Annotated in this window: 20 protein-coding genes and 2 pseudogenes; 19 read left to right on the forward strand and 3 right to left on the reverse strand. The window is 33.8% G+C overall.

Going from position 1 to position 16,114, the window contains the following annotated elements:
• Positions 1-247 precede the first annotated feature (247 nt).
• Entirely contained in the window at positions 248-535 is a 288-nt protein-coding gene (locus Q1A47_RS16780; RefSeq protein ID WP_121605194.1) for a hypothetical protein, read from the forward strand.
• Between the two features lie 171 nt (positions 536-706).
• Positions 707-904, forward strand: a pseudogene (locus tag Q1A47_RS16785) (hypothetical protein); the annotation flags it as partial.
• Between the two features lie 158 nt (positions 905-1,062).
• On the opposite strand, the gene Q1A47_RS16790 reads toward Q1A47_RS16785, so the two are convergent.
• Entirely contained in the window at positions 1,063-1,956 is an 894-nt protein-coding gene (locus Q1A47_RS16790) for a LysR family transcriptional regulator (RefSeq protein ID WP_166530944.1), read from the reverse strand.
• Between the two features lie 151 nt (positions 1,957-2,107).
• On the opposite strand from Q1A47_RS16790, the gene Q1A47_RS16795 reads away from it, so the two are divergent.
• The 17 genes and pseudogenes from Q1A47_RS16795 to Q1A47_RS16870 all read left to right on the forward strand — a co-directional run bounded on the left by Q1A47_RS16795 (position 2,108) and on the right by Q1A47_RS16870 (position 15,373).
• On the forward strand, positions 2,108-3,175 hold the full coding sequence (locus tag Q1A47_RS16795; RefSeq protein ID WP_166530945.1) for a nitronate monooxygenase family protein: 1,068 nt from the start codon (positions 2,108-2,110) through the stop codon (positions 3,173-3,175).
• Between the two features lie 20 nt (positions 3,176-3,195).
• Positions 3,196-3,393, forward strand: coding sequence for a YbfB/YjiJ family MFS transporter (locus Q1A47_RS16800; RefSeq protein ID WP_026680534.1), 198 nt, complete (start codon positions 3,196-3,198; stop codon positions 3,391-3,393).
• A 65-nt stretch (positions 3,394-3,458) separates the two neighbouring features.
• Complete coding sequence (locus tag Q1A47_RS16805) at positions 3,459-3,977, forward strand: YbfB/YjiJ family MFS transporter (RefSeq protein WP_281414408.1); 519 nt, start codon at positions 3,459-3,461, stop codon at positions 3,975-3,977.
• 800 nt (positions 3,978-4,777) lie between these two features.
• Positions 4,778-5,371, forward strand: a complete 594-nt coding sequence (locus Q1A47_RS16810; RefSeq protein ID WP_121605192.1) for a DUF1062 domain-containing protein — start codon at positions 4,778-4,780, stop codon at positions 5,369-5,371.
• A 59-nt stretch (positions 5,372-5,430) separates the two neighbouring features.
• The gene (locus Q1A47_RS16815) at positions 5,431-5,937 is read left to right on the forward strand and encodes an SRPBCC family protein (protein ID WP_166530946.1); all 507 of its coding nucleotides are present in this window, start codon (positions 5,431-5,433) and stop codon (positions 5,935-5,937) included.
• 57 nt (positions 5,938-5,994) lie between these two features.
• Positions 5,995-6,087, forward strand: a pseudogene (locus tag Q1A47_RS20900) (IS3 family transposase); the annotation flags it as partial.
• A 71-nt stretch (positions 6,088-6,158) separates the two neighbouring features.
• Complete coding sequence (locus Q1A47_RS16820) at positions 6,159-6,830, forward strand: hypothetical protein (protein WP_166530947.1); 672 nt, start codon at positions 6,159-6,161, stop codon at positions 6,828-6,830.
• 251 nt (positions 6,831-7,081) lie between these two features.
• Positions 7,082-8,356, forward strand: coding sequence for a hypothetical protein (locus Q1A47_RS16825; RefSeq protein ID WP_166530948.1), 1,275 nt, complete (start codon positions 7,082-7,084; stop codon positions 8,354-8,356).
• 252 nt (positions 8,357-8,608) lie between these two features.
• The gene (locus Q1A47_RS16830; RefSeq protein ID WP_166530949.1) at positions 8,609-9,211 is read left to right on the forward strand and encodes a DedA family protein; all 603 of its coding nucleotides are present in this window, start codon (positions 8,609-8,611) and stop codon (positions 9,209-9,211) included.
• A 171-nt stretch (positions 9,212-9,382) separates the two neighbouring features.
• Positions 9,383-9,634 carry a hypothetical protein gene (locus Q1A47_RS16835; RefSeq protein ID WP_343231064.1) on the forward strand — a complete coding sequence of 84 codons (252 nt, stop codon included), beginning with the start codon at positions 9,383-9,385 and terminating at the stop codon, positions 9,632-9,634.
• Positions 9,635-9,793: 159 nt separating this feature from the next.
• Positions 9,794-10,552, forward strand: coding sequence for a hypothetical protein (locus Q1A47_RS16840; RefSeq protein ID WP_121605189.1), 759 nt, complete (start codon positions 9,794-9,796; stop codon positions 10,550-10,552).
• A gap of 935 nt (positions 10,553-11,487) precedes the next feature.
• Positions 11,488-11,769, forward strand: coding sequence for a hypothetical protein (locus Q1A47_RS16845; RefSeq protein ID WP_026680527.1), 282 nt, complete (start codon positions 11,488-11,490; stop codon positions 11,767-11,769).
• A 563-nt stretch (positions 11,770-12,332) separates the two neighbouring features.
• Positions 12,333-12,512, forward strand: coding sequence for a hypothetical protein (locus tag Q1A47_RS16850; RefSeq protein ID WP_026680526.1), 180 nt, complete (start codon positions 12,333-12,335; stop codon positions 12,510-12,512).
• A 170-nt stretch (positions 12,513-12,682) separates the two neighbouring features.
• Positions 12,683-12,919, forward strand: coding sequence for a hypothetical protein (locus Q1A47_RS16855; RefSeq protein WP_166530943.1), 237 nt, complete (start codon positions 12,683-12,685; stop codon positions 12,917-12,919).
• A 76-nt stretch (positions 12,920-12,995) separates the two neighbouring features.
• Entirely contained in the window at positions 12,996-13,163 is a 168-nt protein-coding gene (locus Q1A47_RS16860; RefSeq protein ID WP_161629265.1) for a hypothetical protein, read from the forward strand.
• Between the two features lie 157 nt (positions 13,164-13,320).
• Positions 13,321-13,671: a DUF2200 domain-containing protein gene (locus Q1A47_RS16865; protein WP_026680525.1), complete on the forward strand. Its 351-nt coding sequence runs from the start codon at positions 13,321-13,323 to the stop codon at positions 13,669-13,671.
• A gap of 637 nt (positions 13,672-14,308) precedes the next feature.
• Positions 14,309-15,373 carry a serine hydrolase gene (locus Q1A47_RS16870; protein WP_166530950.1) on the forward strand — a complete coding sequence of 355 codons (1,065 nt, stop codon included), beginning with the start codon at positions 14,309-14,311 and terminating at the stop codon, positions 15,371-15,373.
• Positions 15,374-15,459: 86 nt separating this feature from the next.
• On the opposite strand, the gene Q1A47_RS20905 is transcribed toward Q1A47_RS16870, so the two are convergent.
• Together Q1A47_RS20905 and Q1A47_RS16875 are read right to left on the reverse strand one after the other, a co-directional pair.
• The gene (locus Q1A47_RS20905; protein WP_166530951.1) at positions 15,460-15,564 is read right to left on the reverse strand and encodes an IS3 family transposase; all 105 of its coding nucleotides are present in this window, start codon (positions 15,562-15,564) and stop codon (positions 15,460-15,462) included.
• Positions 15,542-15,673 carry a helix-turn-helix domain-containing protein gene (locus Q1A47_RS16875; RefSeq protein WP_343231063.1) on the reverse strand — a complete coding sequence of 44 codons (132 nt, stop codon included), beginning with the start codon at positions 15,671-15,673 and terminating at the stop codon, positions 15,542-15,544. The genes Q1A47_RS20905 and Q1A47_RS16875 overlap by 23 nt, the downstream gene beginning before the upstream one ends.
• Positions 15,674-16,114 lie beyond the last annotated feature (441 nt).

Here is a 16,114-nt window from a genome sequence, read left to right on the forward strand (position 1 = left end):
TCGAAAAACCATATTTGGGCAGTAAAGTGTTTCAAATTAATAAGCAGAAATTGTGTCATTTTACTTGACGGTCACAACTGTGACGGCATTGCTGTAAAGTTCCAGATTGTGGAATATGCTATACTAAAACTATTATAGGTGGGGGGTGAAGTGGGAAATCATATATGGCACCCCGAATAAATGACAATTTTCAACAATAGTCTTTTTTCTTATAGCCAGTAACATTTCGTGTAAAGGGGGATTAAAGATGCAAGAGTTACTACAATCATTCTTAGAGGATGAAATTTCTGATCAGGAATTTTATGATGGAATCATTGATTTTGTATATTCCTTCAATATTAGAAGTGGAGAATATGAATGTAATCGATTTGTTATTAAAAAAATGGACCATTTAAACTTTATTATATTTGATGAATATGTAATTGATGACAAAAGAGAAATTCATAATTCCGTATCAATACATAAGAATAAATTCATAAAACTGGTCAATGAATTTGCAAAAAAGCAAGGGATTATAATAAGAAGTTCTTTTTAAGTAATCGAACACGCTTATCTGAAATAAGGAAAAGCGTCATTCTTTTTGAAAAGGTCCAGAATGCTAAACAAACAGGAAGTGTGGTGGTGTACTAAATGCAAAATGTAAGAACTATAACAAGTAATTTACCTGAGCAGTATACATAAATCCTTGGTAGGTGTATATAAACCGATTGAAACCGAAAACTGTAATACTGAATATGGAATAAGTGGTAATTTAGGTTTTAATACATACCTTATTTCAAATGCTACAGCAGCGTTTGGTTTGAAAGACCAAAATGATAGATATTATGATGCAGAAATTATACACAATATATCTCTAGCTACATTGAATGACGAATTTGCCATACGCTATGATAGCCACCTATAGGCAACAAGAATTTTGGATGCTTGAACTGATCAATGTTTCCTCTAATTCTATAAATAGGTTGGATCCATTCAAAAATTTTAAAGGTTAATGGAAAACTTCTTGAAAAAATGAGAAACTGGCTAATTGATTTAAAAGAAAACTAATAGGTGTGAATTAAATTATGATGATGTTAGGACTTTGTTTAAGCATACGCTTGAATGTATAACTGATACAAATTCGCGGAATGCGGATGTTTTAACGATATCTTTATGATTAATAAACCTTGTTGTAATCGTCCCGTATTCTGCTGGTAGTGTAAAACGTGTGATATCTCCATCCTTGTCAAGCTTGTCAGCTACTGGCTTTGTTAGAAGCGAAATGCCTAATCCGGCTTTGACACAGCCTATTACACCATCCAAGGTGTTTAATTCCATCATATTGGTTGGCCTAATTCCTTTTGAATCCAGCCAGTTTTCCAATATATCTCTGTAAAAACAACCCGACTTAAACACAATGAATGTTTGATTGTTTAGTTGGTCAAAATCTATGCTAGTGAGGATATTTTTCTTTGAAACCAAAACCAACTCTTCTTCAACAACCTCAATTTTCTCCAACTCTGGATGATTAACTTCCCCTGCTACAAAGGCTCCTTCAATTTCGCGTTTCAAAGTTGCTTTTATTAGATCTGCTGTGGTACCGGTTTGAAGAGACAACTCTACCTGTGGGTATTGTTTATGATAGGAAGACAAAATATTTGGTAACCGAGTAGCTGCTGTTGTTTCCATTGAACCAATGGACAACGTTCCATTCGGCTTATTGCTGCTCTTTAACGTTTTCTCAACATCATTCATTAGACGTAGAACCTTTTCTGCATAAGTAAAAAGAATCTCGCCAGTAGCGGTTAGATTCACACCATGTTTATGACGATAGAATAGTGTGGTCTCATAATTCTTTTCAAGTCGTTTAATTTTTGCAGTCACATTGGATTGAACAAAATTTAGACTCTTGGCCGCTTTCGTAATATTGGCTTCCTTTGCAACTTCCGTGAAAACACGAAGATCTTCCAAATTCATGACTAACATCCCTTTTGATTTCAGATATCAATATTTTTGATGACAAGCAATAAAAAACATCATTTTACGTGTGGTTTTACTCCAATTATAATCAAGATATAGGATTTTGGAAACCCTTTTAATTATTACCATTGTAAGGAGGAATAATGATTTGTGGCATGAGAACGAGATTACTAGGAAACTAGACATTCAATATCCGATTATTCAAGCAGGAATGGCAGGGGGGACTACGACACCGGAACTTATAGCTTCTGTTTCCAATGCTGGGGGACTTGGGACTCTAGGTGCTGGTTATATGAACCCGAAACATATGAAGCAAACCATTCAGAAAATCAAAAAATTAACGAATCGGCCTTTCGGAGTCAATGTCTTTATTTCTGAAACACCGAATGTATCCGAAAAGGAAATTGAAAAAGCCAATGAATTATTGCGTCCCTTTCGCAAAGAATTAAAATTAACGGAACCGAAAGTTACAAAACCGTTGACCCATTTATTTGAAAAGCAAATGGAAATTATTTTAGAAGAACGGGTGCCTGTTTGCAGTTTTACATTCGGCGTTCCTTCTAAAGAAGAAGTTCAACAGTTAAAACAGAAAGGTACTATCGTTATGGGGACAGCAACTACTGTTAAAGAAGCAATGATCAATGAAGAACACGGTATAGATATGGTCGTTATGCAGGGAAGTGAAGCTGGAGGTCATCGTGGAACGTTTTCGGCATCATTTGATAAGGCCATGATTGGAACGATGGCGCTTATCCCGCAAACAGTTGATCATGTCAATATTCCGGTAATTGCCGCAGGAGGCATAATGGACGGGAGAGGTGTTTTGGCTTCTCTTACACTGGGAGCCCAAGCCGTTCAAATGGGAACCGCTTTTGTTACCAGTTTGGAAAGTGGAGCGAATAAGCAACAAATCGAGGCGATTTTGACCAGCACCGAGGAGCATCCAGTCATCACTTCGGCATTTAGTGGTAAACCAGCAAGAGGGATTCAAAATGAATTTATCACGAAAATGGCTCCATATGAACGGTCCCTCCCAGGTTACCCGGTGCAACACACATTGACCAAACAGATTCGAAGTGAGGCAGCCAAACAAAATAGACCGGAATGGGTCCATCTTTGGAGCGGTCAAAGCCCTCGATTAAGCAAACGAAAATCCGCTGCTTCCATAATTGCAGACATCGTTTCTCAAGTTGATGATCTTGTGAAATACAGATAAGGAAAAAGGGGAGATATTGGATGAGACCTGTTTATGCACTAGTAGCTGGAATGGCTTCTTTAATGATTGTTATGGGGATCGGAAGAATTGCTTACACTCCTATTCTTCCCTTTATGCAACACGACGTCCATTTATCCGAAAAGATGGCCGGGTATTTAGCCTCCTCTAATTATCTCGGTTATCTTTTCGGCGCATTGGTTGCCAGCTTTTATAGTTAAAAAAAAAAGGAAAGGCGTATTATTTAAAGTTCTATCTGGTTATTAACATTATCACGACCATCCTAATGGGGGTAACTTTCAATTCTGTATTTTGGTTGATCTTGAGACTGGTTTCCGGAATAAGCAGTGGACTTGTATTTGTTTTAGCTTCTGGAATTGTGTTAGAAACGCTTGAAGCTCATAAACGTCAATCCTTGTCGGGCATTTTTTATGGTAGTAACGCTTTGTATGGAGCATTCACAGCCCAGATCCTTGGAGTCATACTACCGGTTCTGACGCACAGTGCTGTTGGTGTTTTTCTAGGAGCCTTTTTATTCGGAGGGACATTTATGGGAATTACTACTTTGACTGTATCTAAAGGGGAAAGCTTATCCTTTCAAAATAGCAACAAGACGATTGGATACTTAACAGCTTCATACGGGATCGGACAAATTATAGGTCCCATCATTGCAGGGATGTTGACATACCGTACTAGTGATTATAATGGAGCGCTAATTTTTGCATCAGTGATTTTGTTAGTAGGTATAATTTTATTGTATATTGGTCATTACAAACAGGTTGGACAAAAAGAAGCTTTCAGCTAATGATTCGTTAATGCAGGGTATGTTGGATTACGGTAGGATCCCGTAGGGGCTCTGGTTACCAAAATGATTTGAAAACCAAAAAGTTGAACAGTTTAATAAATGTTATACCGAAAGGACTTACAGTTAATTTTCCTCAATGAGCCATTGAATTGAAAAAGATTTGAGTATATAGAATCCGATTAAGTAGGTATTTACTAAAGATAACGGCAAATAGATAATGTTGGGCCGCCCGATTAATGTCGTTTTTCGTTTTAGAATTAATCTAAAACTTTTTGCTTCTTATTTTTGATGCAGCTCAACATTTAAAGTAAATAACGGCTATAAGATTGAGTATGCTTAATGTTAGACTTGATGGATTGGACCAGAAAATCATGCAACTTTTCATAAGTTAAGATTTTTATATTTTGCTATGTTTTTCTTTTCATCATTTTATCTGCTTACCAAAAGGAATATAGCAATGAATATAATACTGATGATTCAATTATTATTTAAATATTAGAAATTATTGATTTAAAACATAAAAGTGGTATACTATATACAGGAGAAATACGGAAGGTGGAATTGGATTTGCCAGCATACTTGTAATGGTTGAGTAACTAAATAGTACATTTCTTTTTTTGAACATGATTGTTCAATCACGGGAGAAGTGTGCCTATTTTTAACCATTACAGGGAACGCAGGATAGTCAGTTGTTTTAATTCCAGCGGGATACCTATAAGGTATTCCGCTTTTTTAAATGGGAAATCTTTCTCCATTCAACCGTTGTTGCGTTCCTCTGAATAATTAGGAGGATCGTGTGTATGAGTTTTCATCATTTATTTACTTATGAGATCATTGCTCTGGAAACACCTTATATAAAAAGAAATTGTAGTAAATGTAAAACGAACACAGAATTTTATTGTAGTGAGAAATTCAGGATGAATGCAAATCAGAAATTAGTTGATATTTGGCTTATTTATAACTGTATACATTGTGAGGGAACTTGGAATTACCCTATTTTATCGAGAGTAAATATCAATAAAATTGAGTCCACGCTCATTCAAAAGTTTATGAATAATGATAAAGAGACAATTTGGTACTATGCTTTTCAAATCAACAAATTAAGAAAGCTATGTAATGATGTAAATACAGATATACGGTACGAGTTAAGAAAAGAAAAGCTCAATCCACTATCTAGCGAAGTCACTATTAGAATTTGCTATAAATATGATTTTGGTCTTAGAATAGATAAACTAATAGCAGAAATCTTTGCCATTTCAAGGTCAAAAGTAAATGAATTATCTCAGAATGGAACTATTTTACTAAATCCAAACATTAAAATGAAGAGCAAGGTTATAGATGAGTTACAAATTACAGTCATTGGTGATTGGTACAAAGTTGATGCTTTGACATAATAGTCCATTATCGTTGTTATTAGAAATAATAAGAAACATTCTAAATAAGGGGAATATAGATGCCGACTATTAAACATAAGCAATTTATAAAAGCGCCTGTAGAAGTATGCTTTGACCTTGCAAGAAACGTAGATATACATCTTGAAACCACAGCAAAAACAAATGAAAAAGTGGTAGATGGGGTGACTGGAGGATTATTAGAAGAAAGTGATACTGTCACATGGGAAGCTACTCATTTTGGTATTAAACAAAGACTAACAGCTAAAGTGACAGATATGAAGAAGCCTAACGAGTTTGTAGATATTATACTAAAAGGCGCTTTCAGTTCCTTCACTCATACACATCAATTTGTAAAAGAAACAGGGGGGACCCTTATGATAGATACTTTTGAATACAAATCCCCATTCGGTATTCTTGGAGTGGTGGCCGACAAATTATTTTTGGAAAAATACATGAAAAGGTTTATAGATACTCGTGCTAAAAAACTAAAAAGAATTGCTAAAAATAACGAATGGCCCATTCAACCATTGGGCCTCGTTTTAGAAGAACTCACCCAAAATAATTAAATGAGAATTATATCATCAAATTAATACCAAGTTTTTAGGAGAAATGATGATTATGTTTATTGGTTCAACAACATTCGGATTTATGGAACACTAGGCTATGTAACGCCTGTAGAATTCAAGAAGCTGACTTATACTTTTTGTCCAGTTTAGTGTTGACATTATAAAAAGTGTTTTCTCCCTATTGTTTAGGAATAGATTTACAGAAGAAAGGTAGTGTAATGATGAAAAATAATCATAAATTTGTAATGATAATGTTTACAGTACTATTAGTTATATTAGCTGCTTGCGGAAACTCATCTGAGGATTCAAATGCTAAATTAAACAACGAGTTAACAGATAGTCACGCAATGCAGAATACAAATGGCAACTCATCTGAACACGAAGATACACAAAATGCATCAAATATCAATCCAGAGACAGGAACGGATTCTGCTGATGGCACAAACTTTGAACAGGAAGTGAAAAAACATAGTAACTCAGAAGGGGAACAAAGCCAAGAAGAACCTTTGGAAGAATATGTTCCAAATGAAGATGAAATTGTATTAAATAATAATCATTTAAAAAATAAAGATATACTTGAAGCGTTTATGAAAGTCGCTGGAGAAAACGGTGAAAGTGAAATTAGAGTAGTGAAGAACGAAGGGGTCAAAGGTGTGCTTATTTATGATTTGAAATCAAGGTATGATAAAGATGCCAAGCAGGGATGGATTGAGGTTTTTCCAGATTTGAGTCACTATAGAGCATCAAATAATGAAGTACAAGACGTTTTTAATAATGCGCGTCAGCAATGTGGATATATTTCAAAAGATGAGACAGAAGGGTATTATAAATTGAATGAATGTAGAACTCATTGGGAATATCGGTTGCTTCCAATTATTAATGAGGATGGATAGTATGAAACTTATAGGTATTGCAAATATCACTGGTTCTTTCTGGATGTAGAATTTTGGATAACCATAGCCTTTTACTATTACGACATTGTTATGTATTTACGCACACGACCTGTTAGAAGTTCTTAAATGTCATTTATTTTTCCGCAAAGGGGCGCAAATCTGATATAACGATGCGACAACTGTTAATTAATAGAGCCAGATAGTGGTATAATTTTTTAAAACCATATACACAAGTTGTAGGGGAGAAGTAAATGAATAGTAAAATAAAAGAATTAATTGATATTACAAAAACGAAATTTGGCTTAGATAACTACTATTTAAAAAGACACGGACTTAATCGGTATGTAAATATCTTCAACGAAACCGTATATACATTATCGACGGAATGGTTTCCTGATCATGTACAAGAACCAGAGGATGATTCTAATCCGGAAGGCACAGCAGTTATTGAAGTCAACGTCTATTCTCATAAGTTTGTTAGCGCTATTTTTGTAATGGATAAGACATATGCAAATAACGGAATTAGCTTTGCAGGTCTTCATACAAACGACATCATAAAATGGATGGAACAGGAAACTGGATTAACTTATGGGAGACAATTGAAACTTCATAAGGAAGAGGAAGGGAGACTTCTATTTAAAGAAGTAATTGATGGGGTTAGTGTTTCTCCGGCTGGCTCTGTTGAAATAGAATTTGACGCAGAAGGGAAGCTGACTTTTTTTGCTGTTCATGGCCAATTTCCTTCTAAGGAGATTATAAAAGAAGAAACATATACACTCTCTTTTGATAAGATAGAACATTTGGCAAAGGAACAATTGAAGTTGATTGAATTTCCTTCACATGAACAAAAAAGATTAATTCCTACATATGGAGTAGAAGAAGTTTATATTACCAATGATCAAATGACGGCGATTCCATTTGAATTTATCGTTGATGTAAGATCCTATATAAACATCGATAGAACCATTTTTTTGGATAAGAATAAGACAATTAAAAAACCATTTAAAAGACAAGAAATTAGCTGGACTGAAGAGGTAACTGCAGAACAAGCATTTTCATCTGAGCCAAGTCCTGATTCTTGTCCGATTACTAAGAAAGAGCAAGAGAAGTGTTTATTAGCAGTCAAAGACTTTTTACTTCAAAAGTATCCAAATGGCTCAGGAAGTTGGATTCTCAAAATGCTGTACCGTGACAGAGGTTATATTCATGCAATTTTAAGAGCAAAAAAACAAGTTAATTACGTATTTCAAAGAAAACTTATTGTCATAATTGATGCCAACAGCTTTCGATCCATAAATTATGTAGATAACAAACCGATGTTGGATATCTTTGACCAATTTCAAGCATCAGATGAAGCCACGATTGATAAGGAGGAGGCATATAAAAAATTAAAAGAACTATACGAGTTAAAGCCTTATTATGTATATGACTTCGAAGAGAAACAATATGTTTTGTGTGGTAAATTAGATTGTCAATATGGGGTGAATGCAAGCAGTGGCAAAGTCATTGCGTTAAATGATTTGTGAACCAGAAAAGTACATATTGTAGGTTGGGAGGTAAAGGTATCGGATCCCTCTTCAATAGGGTTTTTATGGGAATTTCCCAAATCCACAAAAAATTGAATTGAATCTTCTTTATATATATCTATCTAAATATGGTATAATTAGGGAATGTTTTGAAGTGGGAATGCTAAAGAGAAATATGGATACCGTTCAGAATGGAAACGAGTTTTACAAAGAAAATACACACAAGCATATCTTGAAACAAAGGGGAAGAGTATGGAAAATTGGTTAGCGGAAATTATGGATGAGTTTGGTTATATGGGCATTATGTTGTTAATTGCCTTTGAAAATATTTTCCCTCCAATACCTTCTGAAGTAATACTAACGTTTGGAGGTTTTATGACAATCACTTCTAAACTTAGTATTATTGGTGTAATAACGTCAGCAACAGCAGGTTCAGTTATTGGAGCTATTGTTCTATATATTATCGGTTTACAACTTGATGTAGCAAGATTAGAAAAGATCGTGGGTAAATGGGGACATATTCTTCGTATAACACAAAACGATATTCACAAGGCTGATGCTTGGTTTGATAAATATGGTCCTTGGACGGTCTTCTTTTGTCGTTTTGTTCCTTTAATTCGTAGTTTGATTTCTATCCCTGCAGGTATGTCAAATATGAATGTTGGTATCTTTCTTTTATTTACAACATTAGGAACGTTGATTTGGAATATTGTTCTCGTGTGCTTAGGTGCTTCAGTAGGTGGTTCATGGGAAACAATTGTAGATTATATGGATGTTTATTCAAGAGTGATTTACGCTATACTGATCTTACTCGTTATAATTTTATTGTACCTATGTATCAAAAGAAGAAGGTAATTGTTATAAAGCTGAAGGCCGTGGTATTTAATTGTCCTAATGAAGTAAGACCAAATGTGGATTAAAGAAATGAGCACACTACCTAGTCATATAAAGGCGTTAACTGTATCCCTAGATAAATCGAAATGAACAAAAACGTATAGAGAAAATAGCTGGAATATACGTCAACTTATTCACCATGTTTTAGATAGCCATTTAAACGGATATATGCGAATGAAATTAGCTTTGACAGAAGAAAATCCGGTAATTAAAACGTATGAAGTAAGTGAATGGGCAAGGTTAATAGATTGTGAGTTGCCTAGTAATGTTTCATTACAGCTCTTAGAAAGCCTACATGAGCGCTGGACATACTTACTTAAAAATCTAACAGCCATTCAATTCAAGCGTATCAGTATCCTGACGGTAGTAAAATGCGAACATTAAACAGGCACAAGGACGGAATAAAAAGCAGCGCGCCATCTTACCTATAAGGGCATTTTAATTAAGCAACATATTAAAAAAGTAAGCTCATGTAAATGTACGAACTAGTAGAATAGTTTAAGATATAATTTGAATCTCTATGTATAAAGGGAGGAATTATGGGTGAATAAGACCAGTGTGCTTATTAGTTTCTCGCTTATATTATTAATAGTTTCTATTATTCCATTATTTTATATCCTTCGTGAATATTGGATTGAACATCAAATAAACGAACGATACGAAATACATCACGCTTATCAAGATAGTCAAGTATTTGGAGATATGGAGGCTGTTCCAGAACTGACAATAAATGATAAAAACATTAAAATAATAGAAGAAAAAACGAGTAAGAAGGCACCATTAACTTCTTGGGATCAAGACGAGAATGTTTCTCCTGGAGACATAGTGAAAATACATCTTCTATTGAATGATGAAGAAATTTCCAAGCCTGATGAGATATGGCTTTCTAACCGTAATAGAGGGGGGAGATATTTTTCGTGGTTCGATATAGTAATCGTTACTGACAAATTGACTGGTAAAAAACAGATAAACATAGTTCAGAGATTGACAGATAACAACCAACCAATGAAAAGCAGGGAATGGAAAATAATCACTATTACTCAAGACAATGATGTTAGTGAAGAGGTTTTAAAATACTCCGAGAGAAACGATAATAAATTAGGTGTTAAGCTAATAAATTTTTCTGGTACTTCACTTATGTCTATGGGATATTACTCAGACATTACAAAAGGTTATCCAAATCACTTTTTTCCTTTCATATATCCTATTTCAACAAGTATAATAGGAATTTTTTTGTTAATCATTTCCTTAAATATTGTTTTATACAAGAAGAGACTCTTATTAATTGAAAGAGAGCTTTAGGAGGTTCTTTTTGATTCCTCTTCATTTTCAGTATTCCCGTATACGGACACAGTTGAATAGGGGGAACTGTATTATTGCATGGTATAGCGTATTGTGAAAATTCAAGTGGTATTGAAATAATTGTTGATAGCAGTTCTATTTAGAATTTAATTATGCCATTCAATGAGAGAAACCATTGGATGTAGTCCCTTGATTATAAGATGGTTCAACGGTTTTAGTTATTAGTGAATTTAATCAACTATTGCTACAACATCGTTTAGATTTAAAAGAATGGGGTTTAACGGAACAAGGTGAAAGTTTCGAATTGAAATAGTCTTGGTTCATCCATTAATGACTGAGCAAGATCAAGCTATAGCCTTTTTTATCCCTTAATAGTATGAACATAACGATTGGAGTGGTACATATCGATAAGAACAATTATTAAAAAGATAATTTATTGTTGAAGATTGTGGCTTACTGGTTTGCTATACCTCGAATATGGCGCAGAAGTGTGTTTTGGGGTGTTTGTTCACATTAGCAATAGTTGGCTGGGTTAAGATAATAAATAAGTATTTGTAAGAGATGGAACAATATTACTCCTCGTGTAAGGATCAACTTCCAATTTTGGAGAAAAGGGCTCTTATGGAAATATTTATCCCATTTTGCTTGATTTTTCCTTGAGACTTCCTAAGTCATTAAATAAACGAACAAATGATTTAATTGCAATATGGAAAGAAAACTTAGAAATACAAAAAGAAATTCTAAACGAAATGAAGGAGCTAAGAAGAGGTTCGAATTCCAAAGGTTAACAGGCGCACATCAGTAATAAGGATAAGCGCTCATTTTATGTAAAAGGAAAATTAAAGAATACATAGAAAATAGTTGAAACGAAATATGTAACAAATCGTACATTAATTATAGAAGAAATTAGGAAGCGAAATTTTGAGGAGTGTCAAATGATTTTATTCTTAATATTTTTAGTGCTATGCTTGCTTAGTTTTAATTGGGTGATGGGATATGGGAAAGGGAATATAGCGATCGATTTAGATGAGAGATATGTGAATTATGCAGAGTATGTTAAAGCAATACAGTATGAACTTGTCAAACAAGGAAGAGAGGTCAATTATAAAGGTGATGGAATTTTTATAATAGATGGGCGCTCCTATATATTCATAGAGCGAAATGTTTCAATGGGAGGCATTCCTTTACAAAGAACAACTCTAAAACCTGAAAGATGACATACCTAAACCAGTTAATAGATGTTATTCCATTTTCATCAATTGGGTAGCTATGGGCGTTATTATATCAGCTATATCGGGTTTTACTAGAATGCAAAGAGCACCACTTTATGTCATATTGGGTATGTTGTTTGCTGTTCAAAGCACATTTGGAATATAACTGTATTCTTAGGTATAGCTGCTGGAGGACTGCTCTTTATTGGACCACTAAATTACTTTATATCAACATCTAAAGAACAATGATTTGTATAGCTGCTCTTTCGTAATAAAGCAAAATTTTTATTGCGAGATGTCCGTCTATTTTTAACAACGGTTGGATTGTTGTGAGGAAATCCTATAAACATTCTTTTTACCAGGTAAGAACTTGAAAAAATAGATACCATAGCCAGCACAGTCTGAACAACATATTCTTCATTTTTGAGAATCTGCGGATGACGTTTAGCTTTCGAGAAGCTTTTCTGTAATAGGAAGCAAACACGATTCAAGAGAAAGAATTTAAATTCATATCCTTTACTCTTTAAGCGTAATAAGTTAACGTGTTTTATAGTTATCGAGGTGATGATATGAAAATAAGAAATATCGACAGAGCTCTACTTACAGGCTTATTTGTAGGAATCATGATTTTTATTTCTGAATACTTCTTTCCTGATACCAATTCTTTTATATCAATCTTTATTGGTGCGCTAGCAGCCTTAATTGGTTATTTAATCGCAGTTAAGATACTTCCGAAAGAAAATGATTAAAACCAAACGTTAAAACATGTAAAGAAACGGACGTATTTCTCAATGAAAGAAAACGTTTACAATGCATATGATGAAATAAAATTTGGTCTAATTAATACAGGACTGATTGAGAATTATTAGGAATAGCTATGCTAATCATTGGTGCTATCATTAAAGAGAGGAAATAAAGATTGTTGAAGAATCACTATAGTGAGGAAAGGAACATAGCTGTGAAAAACTCAAAAGACGCTAAGGACATAATGGATAGTTTAATACCATTAGGAATGATTTTTGGATGTGCTCTTGGTGTGATTATGGGTATCGTTTTTGAACCATACTTGCTGTTTACAACAATTTCTGGAACTGTAATCGGCTATTTAATTGGCGTTATTGCTTATGTGATTTATAGTATGAATGAAAAATCGTAATTTGCGAAGATAAAATAAGGATTGCTCTGTTTTTGGGTTGGTGGAACAGGATTAATCCAAGAAAGGAGAGAAGTTTATGGAAATAATTTTGATGTTTGCAGCTGGTATTATTGTCTTAATAATAGCTGTTTTGGCAATTAGTAAAGGGATTACAGAACGGATCAGAACTCGGGATGTAAATGTGAAGAAAAAGATTGCAAACCTTGAAAATAGGATAGATGCACTCGAAAGTAAAAAAAGATAGGTATTCGGATAATGTATGGAAATCTCGAAATACTTCATAATTGAACATACAGAAAGGTCAACTATATTTCAGGATATCCTTAAAATGTGTATCCGGTAACTATTGAATGATATAATTGGAAACATATTCATTAAAATACCTGAAGGAGAGATATATCATGACCAAACATAAAATTTATACAATGAGTGTCGCAAGTGTCTACCCCCATTATGTTACGAAGGCAGAGAAAAAAGAACGTACGAAAACAGAAGTCGATGAAATCATCCGTTGGTTGACAGGGTATAGCCAGAAAGAGTTAGAAGCGCAACTGGAAAAACAGACAGACTTTGAGACCTTCTTCGCTGAAGCTCCTCAACTGAATCCTTCACGGACGTTAATCAAAGGTGTAATCTGCGGTGTACGAGTGGAAGATATTGAAGAACCTATTATGCGGGAGATTCGCTATTTGGATAAACTGATTGATGAGTTAGCAAAAGGAAAAGCGATGGAGAAGATTTTGCGGAAATAATTATTAAAAAGAAGACACAATGCTTCCATTCATAAAACATCAAAGAATCTGTGTTTTTTGTTAAATCTACTATAACCTTAAAACCTTGACTAATCGTGATTCTAGTAATCCGATGTTTGGCTGTAAGACTAGTAATAAATAATTTTTCCATCATTTTCAATTACCCGAAAATTGCTGTCTTAAGAGTCAAAGCTTGATTTACTGGAGAATAACGCTCTATCAAAAGAGAGCGGAGGAAAGAACATAGATCTGGACTATTTTAGTAATCGTATTCATATTTGGTTACTATTTTTTGATAAAGAGTAAATCGAAGCAATACAAAAATGTTTTTCTTTATTATCCGTTGTTTGTTTATTATTGGCACTTACTCCATTATGGGGATTGAGGTTTATGGATCTTACCATTTGTATTCGGAATATTAGGAATTATATCAGGGTGGTTTGGAATCAAAGGTGATATGAGAATACGTTTATTATTAGCAAACTTAAGGGGTTGGCTTTTTAATTTTTGTGTTTTATAGGTACATTTGGTTCTCAACAGCCATAAATTCTAATGTGGCTTCATCATATTTCCTTCTCCTAAAAAACTTTCGCTAATAAAAATGAATCCTCAATATCATATATTAGGGCGGTCGAAAATGAAACTATTAATCATAGGTTTATTACTATTACTAACTCTAATTATCGCTTTTGTTGTTTCAGGAATTGCAGTAAATAAGCATAATATGAAGAAGAATAAATACGACTTATTAAATTACTTTAAAAATCATAAAGTTTCTCTATCCTTAACCATTAAAGAAAATGGTCGAAATACTCTAGCTATAAACCCGGATAAAAAGTATCCGTTAGCGAGTACAATGAAAATAATAATAGCATATAACTTTGTTAAGAGTGCAATGAATAACAAGATATCCATTGCTGAAAAGGTTAAATTAAACGAACTTGAAAAATTCTACATTAAAGATACAGATGGGGGTGCTCATCTCAATTGGAAATATTCGATAAACTATCCTATTGAAGTATCTTTATTAGAAATAGCTAAAGGGATGATGCAATACAGTTCTAATGCCTGTACGGACTTTTTGATACATAAAATCGGAGTAGACGTTGTGAATGAAAGTATCGAAGTGCTCCAGCTAAATCACGATAAAATAACTTATTTAACATCACCTATTATTATGCCAGGGTATTTATCAGATAAACGGAAGCTAGCTTTAAATAAGTTAGACGCAATGAGTAGTCAGTCCTATCACGAATTAGCAAATGAATTATTTGTAAAAATGCAAGCGAATAGGAGTGATTATCTTAAAGAAAAAACGCCTAAAATGCTAGATCGCAAAATGCAATTGTTAATCACTAAAAGAATGGCTTATTCAACGACAAATCAATATACTGATCTAATGTTAAGATTAGGAAAGGAACTCTTAACCAAAAAGGAAAAAAAGTTATTTAGTGAAATAGTAATAGGTAAAAGTGTAAAAAGTGACAAGGATGACTATTTTTGGTATAAGGGGGGAACTACACCATACGTTCTAACTTCTGCCTTATATAAAGAATCACAGGATACGACAATATCCGTTTCCCTATTTATTGAGGATGATAAGGGGGGAGATTTATATTGGATAAGAACTATATTTAATGATTTTGTAATCAGTGTTGCCACAGATACGGAGTTTAGAAAAAAGGTAAAGGAAATGGCATAACCGCATTTATTGAGGAGTTTTTTTAAAATGGAATTTAAAGTTAAAAAAGGTCATTCTTATATGACCATCATATTGGTATGTCAACACTAAATTGGACAAAAATTATAGGGCTGTTGTTTGAATTCCACAGGTGTTAAATATCCTATTGTTCCATGAATTCGAATATTATTAAACCAATTCCTTGGCGGCAAATGAACCTGTTTCTTGATGATTTTTTATCCAACGACCTAATGTAGAAGGTGTGATGTTATACTCTCTTGCAATATCTGCACACGATTTGCCGTTTTCATAGAGCTTCACTAATTGCAGGTTTAAATTCGGGTGTAAAAGTTCGACGTTGACGAACTATCGTAGTATGCTGTATGCCCCCTTCAGTTATTAATCTAAGTTTACAAGCCCTCATTTTCTCTGTCCAATTTAGTGTAGCCTATCTAAAATTTAGTACTTAAAGTAATAGGGCGTTATTTCCCGTATAAGAATACAAATGTTAAAAATTATTGTTATTATATAAAATAGAGGTTAATTTTAAAGCTTTTGGTCTTGACGAAGCTAAGACATAAAATAGGAAGATCCAAAAGAAAAATTCGAATTACAATACGAATGATAAAAATAATAGGAGCATTCCTGTAATGAAGAAATTTGAGGGTTGAACAAAAAAGAGCCTCCTTGGTATAGTACAGGGTGTCAATGCGCATTGACCCCGAAATTAATAAATACCAAGGAGAGGACCCACTATGAATT

Source organism: uncultured Virgibacillus sp. (genome assembly GCF_947495635.1).
Taxonomy (GTDB): domain Bacteria; phylum Bacillota; class Bacilli; order Bacillales; family Amphibacillaceae; genus Virgibacillus; species Virgibacillus salarius.

What these genes read in the sequence shown, in the direction of transcription:
- Q1A47_RS16780 (WP_121605194.1), top strand. Translation starts at nt 248, where the DNA reads ATGCAAGAGTTACTACAATCATTCTTAGAGGATGAAATTTCTGATCAG.
- Q1A47_RS16790 (WP_166530944.1), bottom strand. Translation starts at nt 1,956, where the DNA reads ATGAATTTGGAAGATCTTCGTGTTTTCACGGAAGTTGCAAAGGAAGCC.
- Q1A47_RS16800 (WP_026680534.1), top strand. Translation starts at nt 3,196, where the DNA reads ATGAGACCTGTTTATGCACTAGTAGCTGGAATGGCTTCTTTAATGATT.
- Q1A47_RS16805 (WP_281414408.1), top strand. Translation starts at nt 3,459, where the DNA reads ATGGGGGTAACTTTCAATTCTGTATTTTGGTTGATCTTGAGACTGGTT.
- Q1A47_RS16810 (WP_121605192.1), top strand. Translation starts at nt 4,778, where the DNA reads ATGAGTTTTCATCATTTATTTACTTATGAGATCATTGCTCTGGAAACA.
- Q1A47_RS16815 (WP_166530946.1), top strand. Translation starts at nt 5,431, where the DNA reads ATGCCGACTATTAAACATAAGCAATTTATAAAAGCGCCTGTAGAAGTA.
- Q1A47_RS16820 (WP_166530947.1), top strand. Translation starts at nt 6,159, where the DNA reads ATGAAAAATAATCATAAATTTGTAATGATAATGTTTACAGTACTATTA.
- Q1A47_RS16825 (WP_166530948.1), top strand. Translation starts at nt 7,082, where the DNA reads ATGAATAGTAAAATAAAAGAATTAATTGATATTACAAAAACGAAATTT.
- Q1A47_RS16830 (WP_166530949.1), top strand. Translation starts at nt 8,609, where the DNA reads ATGGAAAATTGGTTAGCGGAAATTATGGATGAGTTTGGTTATATGGGC.
- Q1A47_RS16845 (WP_026680527.1), top strand. Translation starts at nt 11,488, where the DNA reads ATGATTTTATTCTTAATATTTTTAGTGCTATGCTTGCTTAGTTTTAAT.
- Q1A47_RS16850 (WP_026680526.1), top strand. Translation starts at nt 12,333, where the DNA reads ATGAAAATAAGAAATATCGACAGAGCTCTACTTACAGGCTTATTTGTA.
- Q1A47_RS16860 (WP_161629265.1), top strand. Translation starts at nt 12,996, where the DNA reads ATGGAAATAATTTTGATGTTTGCAGCTGGTATTATTGTCTTAATAATA.
- Q1A47_RS16865 (WP_026680525.1), top strand. Translation starts at nt 13,321, where the DNA reads ATGACCAAACATAAAATTTATACAATGAGTGTCGCAAGTGTCTACCCC.
- Q1A47_RS16870 (WP_166530950.1), top strand. Translation starts at nt 14,309, where the DNA reads ATGAAACTATTAATCATAGGTTTATTACTATTACTAACTCTAATTATC.